The sequence below is a fragment of the Pseudomonas sp. P1.8 genome, assembly GCF_001269805.1.
Taxonomy (GTDB): domain Bacteria; phylum Pseudomonadota; class Gammaproteobacteria; order Pseudomonadales; family Pseudomonadaceae; genus Aquipseudomonas.
In genome coordinates this window covers 13,636-26,862 of record NZ_LHVM01000005.1, presented here as the reverse complement: position 1 = coordinate 26,862, position 13,227 = coordinate 13,636, and the positions used below count along the sequence as shown (strand labels likewise).

The following is a 13,227-nucleotide window of genomic DNA, read 5'->3' as shown; positions in this document are numbered from 1 at the left end:
AACGGTTACTCAGCCATAATTTTGTCCCATCGATGCTGGCAGTAACTACATTTACCCTCGGAGTACAACCGTTCTTCCAGGGATAGTGGCTCTTCGCAGTCTTCGCAACTGGAGTACTCCAGCTCACTGAAGCATGCCGCACATTCACCCTCGTCAACCAACAACGCATCTTCTCCACATTCGGGGCATGCGCAGGTGACTGGTTCATCGCCATCCTTAACGCGCCAGTGATTTCGACCCGCCATACGAGCAGAAACAGCCGGCCCAACGACGGCTGCGTATAAAGCTTCCTCCTGACAACTGCTACAGATGAACGTGATAGCGTCACGCGTTGCTGTTGGATCAGCTACTTTCACCAGCCGAGATTCACATTCAGGGCAAACCATGGAATCAATAGATTCCGTTACAGCATCAAAAGGCCAACTTACCGAGTTGAGGTTTTCCTGGCAAGCTCTCAGCTCTGCTTCAAAAACCGCCGTGACACTAAGCATGAGATCCCAACATTCCTGTCCTAGAATGTCCACAGGCCTCTCATCTAAGTGAGGCTCACAAAACTGTGTTATAAGGTGCAACGCGTTCGCAACCGCTTCCTTCATGCGCTCGACAGGTAACTGGCTATAGTAGTGCTCAATATCGTTGCGAATATCTTGCAGCGCTTTGAGGAGCTTCCAGTCCACTCCAGTAATGCCCAAGGCATTCAGTCGCTCAATGATGTCCTGAACTTCAACAGTTTTTTTACCCTTTCCGATCCAAATAACCTCTCCGGTTGCAGGGTCAGTCACTGGGATAACCCTGGTCTTAAGAAGTGCTTCATCTGAATTTATAGGGCTTAGCTGCTGTAGCTTGTATTTGAATAGCAGAAGTATTCCCGCGTACAGATTTCGAATTGCGGAAAGCACTCTGCGATCATCATCTTCGTGGAAATCCTCCATCCCAACCTGGATGGATTCCACTGCATTCCTTAGCATCGACATAAGAAGCGTCCTCACGGTTTCAGCGCATGAGTGTAGCGCGTCCTCAGGGTCATGGAAGCACATATGACACCGTTCGCTGATGGAGAAAATCTCGAAGGTGGGGAGCTCTGGGCTCTGAGTCCGTAGGCTCTGGGTGAACGCTCCCAGAGCCCCTCGGGCGGTGTAGAGCGGGGTCTGGGGCAGCGCCCCAGGGTGTTGATCTTCAGTAACCATCGGGCGAGCTCACCTATCGAATCTCACACGAGCCACCCGCGCATATATATAGCGCCCGCAGTCAGTCACGGAGCGAGAGCTGCCTCAATCAAGCGTGCGTTAGGCACGGCTCTGCGCACGTCTTCTATGGCGCCCTCAATTGCGTCATGTGCAGAGGATGCTTCGCGGACAAACTCCAACGCCAGTCGACCTGGCTGTCCGACTCCGACCAATGCATCATCACAGCCTGCTTCCGCCAAGCGATCCATAATCGCATCCATATCGTTGTCGTCAGACAGCAATTGGTACGTCAGGGTGAAAGTACATTCCATCTTTAATCCTTCGTCTCAGCAGGTTCTTGATTGGTGTTTATTCTGACGGGATGTGACAAGCAGTAGCTCATAAGGTTGGAGCTGGTTGATCGATGACAGCACCATACTACCGTCTCCAGTCAGAGCCCTCGAAGTCATTGAAGCTGGCTCAGCCGGGCCCGTCGGCCCGAAGCAGCGACTTTAAGAAAATAAATCGACGCACCACCTGTTACTGAGCCGGCCTACCTGCAAAGACGAGCGCACTGCACTGTCATAAATTGTCTCAGCTGAAGCCCGTCCCGTGCTTGAAATGGTCTCCTTTTGCCGGTACTTGTAAGACACCAATCTCATGCACGGAAAGCAACCATGCACGCAAGATTCAGAGTGATTGAAACCACCACACTGGACGATGGCAGCAAGCTATATCGAGTTGTTGATCTCGTAGAGGGCGGTTCAGCCAGCAAGCATGGTGTGTTCAAAGTTAGGACTGAGGCAGACGCTGTTTGCTCAGCGCTGAACGCTGAAGGCTCTAAATTACCGGATAAAAACCGTGCTGCATCGGAAGCTTCCCTTTCAATAGGCTATTAGCTTCAAGCCAGGAGAGCACGGAGCTTTCTTGATAAAGTCGCTATAGGGACGGCATGGACTCACGCCCAGATATCATGCTCTGCAGCCGCTCCCGATTAAGCTCTACGCAAGCACTCTCAGCTTCAGCACGTTTTTGATAGAGAGTTTTCAGACGCAGCTTTTCTTCGTTGTCGTAAATGTTGAAACCTATCGGAGCGGTTTCGCAGTAGAAGCGCGCTCCGCTGCGTGTAGATCCCGTTTCTGTTGGGATTGCGGGGACAACAACGAACCTCAAAATCATCTTCATCTCCTCATCGATTACCCATTCACTATTAGCGGCTCTTGGCCACTACAGCAAGGAATCACTGATGGTTTCCGATGAGGGACATGGCTGAACAATAGACGCTGGATGAAGTCGTTCCAGGGTTCAAGAAGTGCTCTTAACCACCCTCACTGCTACGCTGTCCTCTTCCAAGGAGGAATCATAATGTCGAACGCAGACCTACTCCCTTCCCTACTCTTCAAAATCAATCAGAATCAACTGGCTCTCGAAGCCGCGATAATGGAGCTGACGCTTTGGGTCGAACAACGCGGATCAGCGGAGGTCGCCGCCAACGTTCGCGGCGTTTTGGACACAATCAGTAAGAACGAAGAGTTCGTCAACATGACACTTGCGGTGCTGATGTCGCCGGAGTGAGTAGTTTTCGAGTTTGTGAGGCTAGCCGGGCCTCGTTGGCCCGAAGGATCGACCACCCCGTTGACGCCACTTCATACCGCAGCTTAGCTACTAGCAAGCGATGGCTCGAAAGCAAAATGAATTGAACACAACCTCCCCTCTCACCGCACGCGAGGTTTGCCAGGTACTGACGGACGTCGTGCTCGGCAAACGCATCATGACACGAAGCTCCAAACAGTCCTGGAGCTGGCCTCATGCCTAATCCGTTGGTATCAGAAAGCGACGTAAATGCGATCCTGAGAGTAGGATCTTGAAGCCAACGAATTCAAGATCCTTAGAGAAGACTCATTGATCTAGCTTTCGCTACTGCCTGAGCCCTGCGCCTAACCCCGAGCTTGCCACAGATACGCTGTATATGGCTTTTCACAGTAAACATTGAGATGTACAAGCGCCGCCCAATTTCTGCATTGGATAGGCAAGCTTCAACCAAACGCAAGACCTCTTTTTCTCGCTCCGAAAGCAGACCATCTTGTTTATCCCGCTCCACCAAGGAACATAGTTCTGGAAAAGTTCTCTCCAGATACTCCATTGGCAAACGATGCTGTATTGGCTTGGCAGCCTCAAGTCCTTTTTGCAGCCATAATTTCGCTTCCTCTTTATTGCCGGCTTTGTAAGCAATACGTGCCAGCTTGAAAATTAAGTCGGCGGCGCTGGCAAGATAGCCATGGGAATAAGCCTTAGTGATTATAGTTTGGATTTTACTGCTAGCCTGCAAGTAATCACACGTGCCAACCTCAACAATTAAACCTTCACACTCGAACATCAGTTCCATGGTGGAAAGAGGTTGAGTGCTATTTCCCGACGCATGCCGTTGCTGAATATTGGCGAGCAACGGCAATGCACGTTCGGGCTCGCCACGACGGATCATTACCTTGGCTTGCGCTAACTCTAGGCAAGCCAAGTAACTCGATGATACCATTCCGCTTTCAGCCAATAGTTTGGCTGCCTTATCAACCAAACTATTGGCCCTGCCCACTTCGTCGTCCAGTAGTGCCAAGTCTACCAACGCTAAAAGAGACTGATAGGCGGCAGGTTCTAAAGCATTATGCATAATGCGAAAGCTCGTCCAGAATTGCTCCTCAGCTAAAGCCATTTTCCCAAGCCGCATCTGTACCTGTCCAAGCTTTAGATAAGTGCGGCCAACCCACCCTCGCTCGGAATAAATGGTGTTGGAGACAAGCAACAAATTACGTTCAAGCATTGCCTCCGCTGGTGCCAATTGCCCTCGCACCATCATCACGTCAGCTTGATAGTTATCCACTACTAGCGCTGGCAGATCACTTTCGAACAACTTCAAGAACTGTCTTGCAGACACTAATAGGTTATCAGCAACCTCAAGCTGACCGGCAAACAATGCGTGATTGATTAAACTTGAGCGGCAAACCAGGTGTACCGCCCAATCTTGCACTGGTAAGACTTCAATGGCTTCTCGGCAATGTCGCCCAGCGTTCAAATGATCACCCGATGCCTGGGCTAGAAGACCTAGCAGAGCTTGAGCCCGACCTAACGTTCGCCGCTGGTGCTCGGCATCTGCTACAGGTAAAAATTTGTTAAGACTTTCTAGGCAGGTTGCTGCTTTCTCAACCTGAAAGGTTGCTCCAAATGCAAAAGCGTTGAGTAGAACTAGGTCGATGCTGCTATGGGTAAGACTGACAGGCAAGTCATTGAACCATTCAAAAACCTGTGTGGATTGGAACCCATATAGCAAACGTCTATTGGCAAGCTGCTCCAGCAATTTCGTAGCTCGGACATGCATGCCTGCAGCAAGCGCATGGTCGATTGCGAAGCGGTATTGCTCTCGATTTTCCAGCCAGTTACATGCCCGTAAGTGAATACGCTCCGCCTCCTCTGCAGTCAACTCCATCGTCAGAATGGATGCTGCAGTAGGCATTAGCCGAAACCAGCCGGGATGCTCAGCAATGGGGTAAAGAAAAGCGCCTTGGCTTTCCAAATCACGGAACCACGCGTGGCTGTTTTCAAGCTCGAGGAGGTACGAGCAAAGCGCGTCGTTGAAAGCTGAAGCAACGGCCAAAACGGCCAGCTGCCTCCGAAGCTTCTCGGGCAGCGTGCCAAGTAACTCGATCTCAACGTAATCGCGTAGCAACGATTCGAGTTGGTAGTTAATGCTAAGGTGGTTACGCCGACTTTGCTGCGCGGCGAGCCAGATTGAGGCAGCAGCAAACCATCCTTGAGTCTCTCGGAAGGTGCTTTCGAAAGCGTTGGTATCGCTCACTTCGCCCAAAAGAATGGGCAGTTCGCCTTCGGTAATAGCGAGATCTACACCGTTTACTTCAAGAAGCTCATCAGCAATAAGCAATTTCGCCAAGTTGATACCAATCCGCCGCCTGGTAGTAACCCACCATTGCACAGAGTTATTGGGCAAATTCAGTAGCCGCCCCAGCAAGGCGTCAAGCTCAGGCGTAGGTCGATGCGGGTAGTCATCGAGCATAATCCAGAGAGAATCAGAGACCGCCATCAACGTTTTGGTCAAGAGCAATTCGGTATTGTTCTCTGGCGCACTATCGGTTAAAGCAGTAAGGATGTCCTGAAGAAATGCTTCGCTGCTTAGCTCCGCCCCATGCATAGAAAGCCAGATAATTCGCCCCGTATTCCTAGTCCGCGCACAGTCCGCCATCAAGGTGGTTTTGCCGCTACCTGCCGCCGCACAAAACAAGCGCAGTCGGACGTCCCGAGAGAGCACCTTGTTCATCAGTGGCGTGCGAATGATGTGGGATCTCGGTTTTCGTGGGAGCTGGGGACGCGAGGAGTTAAAAGGGGAAGCTGCTGGAATCATGGGTTCACTTATCTCATAGCAATGAAGCCTGTCCAATCTCTCAGCTCATAGTATGCGGCCAGTCCCTCTTGTACGCCAATCACCCCAAAGCACTAACAGCGAAATCAAAAGAACTACGGTTACGTTTATACACCCTAAAAAGCACAAATAAACTATATATATCAATGGTTTATCTACAATCTATTAATTTGGTGCTTTGGGGTTAATGCGATCAAGCATACCTGAGACGTAGTGTTCAGCTCTCTCATGAGTCCGGCCAGCACAGAGGGCTCATGCTGCTGAAACGCGCCTGCAATCCTGCCGACCGAATACAGACATGGATTGCGCTCAATAATAAAAACAAGTGAGACATAGGATGCATAACCCACCTAAATTAAGCCGAGCAGTACGTGTGGCAGTCCATGGCAACTCCCGCCCCAGTCTGGCTCTTGGGGCATTGGCTCTATGCCTGGCGCCTTGCGGATCAGCTTTCGCTTTTCAGTTTGAAGGCGAAACAGTGTCTGGCTCGCTCGACACTACGGTCTCCTACGGCACCACTTATCGTACGCAGGCTGCCTCAAAGAAGCTGATTGCACGCTCCAATGGAGGCAGTGTGGATAATGGCCCCATCGTTTATGACGACGGTGATCTGAACTTCCGCAAGGGAGAATTGGTATCCGAGGTGGCCAAAGTCGTATCAGATCTGGATCTGCGCTTCCAGGAAAATTACGGTGTGTTTGTACGTGGTCGCGCGTTCTATGATTTCGAGCTAAAGGATGACTCCCGTCGTCAACGTGAACTCAGTGACGATGGTGAGGATCTTGCTGGCTCGAGCGCTGATCTGCTTGATGCATTCGTTTATGGTTCTTGGGAGCTAGGGGATCATCAGTTCTCGGCTCGCTTGGGCCGACAAGTCATCAACTGGGGCGAGTCGATATTCGCTCAAGGCGGCATTTCAGCGACCAACCCCTATGATGTAGGCGCCCTCCGTGCACCTGGATCAGAAATCAAGGAAGCCTTTCTTCCGACTCTGATGGGTTCGTTCTCTTTTGAATTGACCGAGAACATGACCCTTGAGGGCTACTGGCAGCCGGGTTCATCTTGGGAAGCAGCGAAGCTGGACGCCTGCGGAACCTTCTTCTCGACCACTGATGTGATCGGAGACGATGATTGCGATTATCTGCCCGTCTCCGCCATCCAAGAGTCTGTTACGGGCCTGCTTGGTAGATCCACTGCATTCGACAGCCCGGACGAAGTGCGTGCCTATCTCAATGGTGTGCCTGCCGGCACGAGGTCTCTCGCTGAGTCCCTGCTGATGAGTACTTTTGTGCCTCGCTCGCATGATGTCGAGCCGGATGGTGATGCTCAATATGGCATTAGCCTGCGTTGGACGGCTCCAGAGTTGAACCAATCGGACTTCGGTCTTTATTACCTTCGCTATAGCACACAGACACCAGTAGTGAGCGCGAAAGCGGGATCCATCGTGGCAGTGCCTGGTGTTGGCGAAATTCCGTTTGCCAATCGCGCGACCTACTTTGCTGAGTACTTAGGCAAGCGTGATCTCTACGGCTTCAGCTTCAATACAACAGTCAACGGCGGCCCGCTGGATGGCTTGGCTGTCGCTGGTGAGCTTAGTTATCGCCCCGATTCGATTGTCAGCAAGTACACCTCTCGAGCTGTGATCTCTCCGGCTGTGGTTGGGGGCTTACCCGAAGGGACATACATCCCTGGCTATGTGAAAAGGGATCGGGCACAAGCAACTCTTTCCGGTATCTATCTGTTACCCAGCGGCGTGTTGAGTGCGGACTCTGGAAGCATCGTTGCCGAAGTAAGTGCTAACCGAATCTATGGAAGTCTGCCCCAACAGACGTTTGACAACCCAGACCTGCCCGGCGGCATGACCAACAGCTCATGGGGCGCTACAACCACTGGCTCTCTAACCTACAACGACATCTTCGGGCAATTCACCGTTTCTCCTGGCGTAAGCGTTTACAGCGCCATCAACGGGCGTAACGGCGCTAACAACAAAGGCGAACGCGCTTACACCGCAAAAGTGGATACCACTTATAAAGAAGTAATTGGTGCCGGCATCAGCTACACGGCGTTCAACGGCGGAGGGCGCTACAACCGTGACCGCGATTTTCTGAGTTTCAATCTCAAGTACAGTTTCTGAGGTTTAGTGATGAATGCATTCTATAAGACTCAAATTGTTGCTGCACTCGTGTTGGTGTCCTGTAGCCATGTGCTCGCGGCCTCTGATGTAGAACGCCTGGGCAAGGATCTCACTCCTGTTGGTGCACTAAAAGCCGGCAATGCCAATGGTACGATTCCCGCCTGGACTGGCGGCCTAACAATGACCAAGGATGCCTTTGATTCGGTAAAGGGCTACAAGAACCCATATGAAGCAGAGAAGCCGCTGCTGACTATCACCGCTGCCAACGCGGAGAGCTACAAAGACAAAATCAGTGAGGGACAGTTGGCGATGCTGCGCCGACACCCCGATACCTGGAAGATGAACGTCTATCCAACTCACAGATCTGCGTCCTTCCCGCAATTCGTATACGACGCGGTTAAGGTGAATGCCGAGCACACTAAGCTGACAGAGGATGGCAATGGTGTATCGGAAGTGAAGGTGGCCACGCCGTTTCCGGTACCGAAGTCTGGCTTAGAAGTGCTATGGAACCATCTGCTGCGCTACCGTGGAAATGCAGTACAGCGAACCAATGCAGGGGCCAATATCCAGGCTGGGGGTAGCTATACCCTAAACAAAAACCGGGATATCTACCTCTACAACCGCGACTTTCGTAACGACGGCTCAACTGAAGGGAATATGCTCTTCTACTACCTTCAGGAGACGTTGGCCCCACCGCGCGATGCCGGTGTAGTACGACTGATCCAAGACACCGTCAACCAGACGGTCGCTCCGCGTCAGTCCTGGGTGTACACACCGGGTCAACGTCGCGTTCGGCGATCCCCCACTGTCGGCTATGACACTCCTACCGCAGGGGGCTTGATGACGGTGGACGACGTAGACATGTTCAATGGTGCCCCGGATCGCTTCACTTGGGAGATTCTGGACAAGAAAGAGATGTATGTCCCGTACAACAACTACCGTTTTGCATCTCGCACCAATACATACAAAGACATCATTCAGACCGCCCATGTTAATCCGGATCTCACTCGTTATGAGCTGCACCGAGTGTGGCATGTGCGAGCCAAGTTGAAGCCAGGAATGCGCCACGTTTACTCCCAGCGCGACTTCTACTTCGATGAAGACTCCTATCAGATACTGGTGGCTGAAAGCCGTGATAGCCGAGGTGAATTGTGGCGTCTCGCCGAGACCTACATCATCAACTACTACGACCATCAAATCGTGTGGACTGCAGGCGAAGCCCAATACGACCTCATCTCTGGACGCTATACGATCAACGCCCTTGCTCAGGAAGAAACGCCAGTCAACTTCGACGCGAAGCCCGATCTGCAGGATTTTACCCCCGCACGACTGAGGCAGGCCGGAGTGCGTTAACGCAATCCGGTGCTACTCAATTTCAAACAGTTCCAAGGGGATGAAACAATGCTTCGTCGACATTTTCTGGCAAACACATGTGCTCTGTTGGGTGGGATAACCGCCAGCGGGTTGGTGAATGCATTGGCGGGGAGCGATAAGCAACCGCTTACTTTTCCACTCAACTCGCACCAAGCCCAGCTTTGCTCGGTGCTATCGGACATCGTTATTCCCCGTACCGATACACCTGGGGCAGTAGATGCCAATGTTCCTAACTTCATCGAGAGTGTGGTTTCCGACTGGTATACCCATCGAGAAAGAACGATCTTCCTTGATGGGCTCACTGAGCTCGATGAGTATTGTTTGAACAAATTTGGAACAAGCTTCCTGAATTCGAGTTCAGCACAACAGCTTGCCTGCCTGCATGACGCCGAAACTGTGGCACAAGCATATACAAAGGCGCATCCACAACCTGTTACCCCCGCCACTTTGATGGGCAAGGGAGCCATTGACCAGGAGGCTCCTTTCTTCACCAAGCTTAAGGAGTTAGTAGTGGTTGGCTACTACACCTCCGAAGCAGCCTCCAACACGGAAATGCAATATCTGCCTGTGCCTGGCAGATACGACGGTGAGGCAACTTTGCAAGCGAATGGCGGACGCCAGTACATCTGGTAACTCCCAGCCACGGTGCGTGAGGCGCTGTGCTCGGCAGCTTTTTAATGGTGATTTATGCAGACTAATTTTGATGCAATTGTCATTGGTTCAGGGATCACTGGCGGCTGGGCTGCAAAGGAACTCTGTGAAAAAGGTCTCAAAGTTCTTGTGCTGGAGCGCGGCAGAGAGATCAAGCATGACGTCGATTACAAGGGAATGTTTCAACCGCCATGGAAGGTACCTTTTGGCGGCAAGCCCCTGCGTGATCTTTACGACTCTGAGTACCCCGTCCAAAGTAAAATTTATGCTTTCGACGAGACTACTCGCCACTTCTTCAATAACGACAAAGCCAACCCCTACGCGTTCAATCCAGAAAAACCCTTTGTTTGGACTCGTGGCGGTGTGCTAGGTGGAAAATCGTTGGTATGGGGAAGACACGTCTATCGATATAGCGATTTGGATTTTGAAGCGAATAAAACGGATGGGCATGGCTGCGATTGGCCCATTCGCTATAGCGATATTAAGGACTGGTACAGCTATGTAGAAAAATTCATCGGCGTGAGCGGACAGAAAGAAGGTTTGCCGCAGCTCCCGGATGGGGAGTTCCAACCGCCGATGGAAATGAACCATGTTGAGAAAGTGTTCGCCACTAGAATTAGGGAGACGTATGGGAATTCGCGGTGTGTGACGATGGGGCGTATGGCTATCCAGACCGAACCGCAAAACAACAGGGGCTCCTGCACATACTGCTATAAATGCGAGCGTGGCTGCACCTTCAAAGCATACTTCAATAGTATTGTCTCGACATTGCCTGCCGCCAAGGCTACAGGCAATCTGACAATACGCTGCGATAGTGTTGTAGAGAGTATTGATTACGACCCTCTAACCAATCGTGCTTCGGCTGTACGAGTAATAGACGCAAATACCCGTCAGAAGCTAAGTTTTACATCTAAGATGATATTTCTCTGCGGCTCAACCGTCGGCAGTACGCAAATCCTGCTCAATTCCAAAAGTGAGTCGTTCCCCAACGGCCTCGGTAACACCAGTGGTGTATTGGGACGCTATCTGATGGATCATACCTATGGCAATGGCGCTCTCGGAGTGATGCCTGGTTACCTAGATAAGTATCCCTACGGTTATAGGCCAAACCAGATATACATCCCGCGTTTCAAGAATTTACAGAACAGCGATCAACCCTTTCTACGTGGCTATGGCTACCAGGCGGCAGCTCAACGTTTGGGCTGGAACTCTAAGTTCTCGATGATTCCTGGAGTCGGAGCGAAGTTCAAGGAGGCCATGAAAGGCCCTGGCCCGTGGCTCATGTATGTGGCCGGGTTTGGTGAAGTTCTTCCAAACCGTGAAAATCACATGTTTCTGCATCCAACACAAAAAGACTCGTATGGCATTCCATTGGCGTGCTTTGACTACGTCTATAGGGACAACGAGAAGGCCATGATCAAGGATATTGTTTCCGAGGCGCACCAGATGCTGGCAACTGCCGGAGCGGTGATGATTCAAGACTTTTCCGGTACACCTCCTGGCGCGAGTGTCCATGAGATGGGGACGGCACGTATGGGGCACAACCGCGAGGACTCGTTCCTCAATCGATGGAACCAGAGTCACGAGGTGCCAAACCTGTTCGTAACGGACGGCTCCTGCATGACCTCTGCCTCATGCGTGAATCCTTCGCTCACTTTGATGGCGCTCACCGTCAGAGCCGTGGATCACGCCGTGGTCGAATATCAGGCAGGTCGGATCTAACTATGAACCTCGGTGTATGCATGAAAATTGTACGTCGCTTATCGCTCCTTCTGTTTCTGATCGTGATCTGCGTTGGCGCCTTTGTGTATTTCTTCCTGCGTTCGCAAGGAATGTTTCGCGAGCCGCAATATGATCAAGATCGTCCTACCGATGTGAATATCAATACACCAGCAATATTAGTGTTCGACAAGACTAATGGTTTCATTCACAAAGACGCGATACCTGCAGCCAATGATATGCTCAGCCTGTTGGCGAAGAAAAATGGCTGGTCTCTCTACCACACTGATAATGCGGCTGTGCACAACCCAGACGACCTAAGAAAATTTCAGACAGTGATCTGGAATAACGTATCTGGAGATGTGCTGACTGAGCCGCAACGCCAAGCCTTAAAAACCTACCTGAGCAATGGTGGAGGGTTTGTGGCATTGCATGCCTCAGGTGGAGACCCCCAGTACGCTTGGGGTTGGTATGTGAATGATCTCATTAAGGCTCAGTTTAAAGGGCATCCGCTGTTTCCGCAGAAACAACCAGGCACTTTAGTTATCGAATCTCCCGACGATCCGATAGTTGCCCACCTGCCATCCAGATGGGTTATGGATGATGAGTGGTATTCATTCGATAAAAGCCCTCGTCCAGGCGTTGAAGTGCTGCTAAGCATCGACGAAACAAGCTATTCGCCAAAGATGGCTGGCAAAGATATCAGTATGGGTATCGATCATCCGATGATATGGAAGCACTGCCTCGGAAACGGGCGAGCATTTTATTCTGCGTTGGGGCATTACGCTGAAACATATCGAGATGTGAATTACTCACAGTTGGTGGAGCAAGCGATCATTTGGGCAAGCGGCAAAAATGGTTCTCCTTGCAAAGCTTCAGTTTCAAATTAACGAAATTCTGACAACGGGTTGGGTTTTTGATGGTCGATAAAATCAAAATTGAAAGGCGGGGGCGGGTGCTGTGCATCGGGTTAAATCGCCCTGAAAAATCGAACGCGATGGACATCGAGCTTTATATCGAGCTGGCCGTGGCATACGGTGTCTTGGATGCAGACCCAACACTACGCTGCGGCGTGCTATATGGCGAAGGGAAAAACTTCACCGCTGGTTTGGAACTGGAGCAGTGGGTCGGTCAGTTCGATAAGGGGTGCTTTCCTGAGCTTCCAGCAGGGGCCTGCGATCCTTTTGGCCTAAATCAGGCACACCGGGTAAGCAAGCCCATTGTCGTGGCGGCGCATGGAATCTGCTACACACTTGCGTTGGAGTTAATGCTAGCTGCTGATATTAGGGTCGCAGCTGACAATTGTCGTTTCGGCCAGATCGAAGTGCAGAGAGGTCTTTATGCCGTGGGAGGTGCGACGGTTCGATTCGTTCAGAACATCGGCTGGGGTAACACGATGCGCTACCTATTGACCGGCGACGAATTTGATGCAAATGAAGCCTATCGTATGGGTTTGGTGCAGGCTGTATGCCCTGCTGGCCAGCAATTCGAAGAGGCGATGAAAATTGCAGAACGCATCGCTCAGCAGGCTCCGCTGGGCGTCGCGGCGACTCTCGGAAGTGCACGGTTGTCCATCAGTCATGGTGAGCAAATAGCGATAAATCGGTTGATACCGGATCTACTGCCGATCTTGGGGAGCGATGATTTCAAAGAGGGAGTTAATTCATTCTTGGAGCGTAGGAGTGCGAGTTTCACCGGAAACTAAAAACACAGCCAACCGCCTACACCATCATGATTAAGATAGTCAGTTTTTTGAT

At 51.3% G+C, this 13,227-nt stretch carries 9 protein-coding genes and 1 pseudogene; 7 read left to right on the top strand and 3 right to left on the bottom strand.

Annotated features, from left to right (window positions below; all coding sequences use genetic code 11):
* Positions 1-5: 5 nt before the first annotated feature.
* Both AD668_RS29735 and AD668_RS02445 read right to left on the bottom strand, forming a co-directional pair.
* Entirely contained in the window at positions 6-953 is a 948-nt protein-coding gene (locus AD668_RS29735; protein WP_177330206.1) for a hypothetical protein, read from the bottom strand.
* 311 nt (positions 954-1,264) lie between these two features.
* A pseudogene (locus AD668_RS02445) lies at positions 1,265-1,498 on the bottom strand (hypothetical protein); the annotation flags it as partial.
* A 1,033-nt stretch (positions 1,499-2,531) separates the two neighbouring features.
* Here AD668_RS02445 and AD668_RS02435 point away from each other — a divergent pair.
* On the top strand, positions 2,532-2,741 hold the full coding sequence (locus AD668_RS02435; RefSeq protein ID WP_053154158.1) for a hypothetical protein: 210 nt from the start codon (positions 2,532-2,534) through the stop codon (positions 2,739-2,741).
* Positions 2,742-3,054: 313 nt separating this feature from the next.
* Here the strand turns inward: AD668_RS02435 and AD668_RS02430 are convergent, their stop codons facing one another.
* Positions 3,055-5,490, bottom strand: coding sequence for a LuxR C-terminal-related transcriptional regulator (locus AD668_RS02430; protein WP_053154154.1), 2,436 nt, complete (start codon positions 5,488-5,490; stop codon positions 3,055-3,057).
* Between the two features lie 439 nt (positions 5,491-5,929).
* Between AD668_RS02430 and AD668_RS02425 the strand changes: the two genes are divergently transcribed.
* From AD668_RS02425 to AD668_RS02400, 6 genes are read left to right on the top strand one after another with little or no spacing between them, the layout of a single operon-like run.
* Positions 5,930-7,726, top strand: coding sequence for a DUF1302 domain-containing protein (locus AD668_RS02425; protein WP_082344406.1), 1,797 nt, complete (start codon positions 5,930-5,932; stop codon positions 7,724-7,726).
* A 9-nt stretch (positions 7,727-7,735) separates the two neighbouring features.
* Entirely contained in the window at positions 7,736-9,079 is a 1,344-nt protein-coding gene (locus tag AD668_RS02420; RefSeq protein ID WP_053154149.1) for a DUF1329 domain-containing protein, read from the top strand.
* Between the two features lie 48 nt (positions 9,080-9,127).
* Positions 9,128-9,733 carry a gluconate 2-dehydrogenase subunit 3 family protein gene (locus tag AD668_RS02415; RefSeq protein ID WP_156322297.1) on the top strand — a complete coding sequence of 202 codons (606 nt, stop codon included), beginning with the start codon at positions 9,128-9,130 and terminating at the stop codon, positions 9,731-9,733.
* 54 nt (positions 9,734-9,787) lie between these two features.
* Positions 9,788-11,473: a GMC oxidoreductase gene (locus AD668_RS02410; RefSeq protein ID WP_053154143.1), complete on the top strand. Its 1,686-nt coding sequence runs from the start codon at positions 9,788-9,790 to the stop codon at positions 11,471-11,473.
* A 20-nt stretch (positions 11,474-11,493) separates the two neighbouring features.
* Positions 11,494-12,360 (top strand): ThuA domain-containing protein, encoded by an 867-nt coding sequence (locus AD668_RS02405; protein WP_172681780.1) that lies wholly within the window; start codon positions 11,494-11,496, stop codon positions 12,358-12,360.
* Between the two features lie 29 nt (positions 12,361-12,389).
* Positions 12,390-13,175, top strand: a complete 786-nt coding sequence (locus AD668_RS02400) for a crotonase/enoyl-CoA hydratase family protein (protein WP_053154138.1) — start codon at positions 12,390-12,392, stop codon at positions 13,173-13,175.
* Positions 13,176-13,227: the final 52 nt, after the last annotated feature.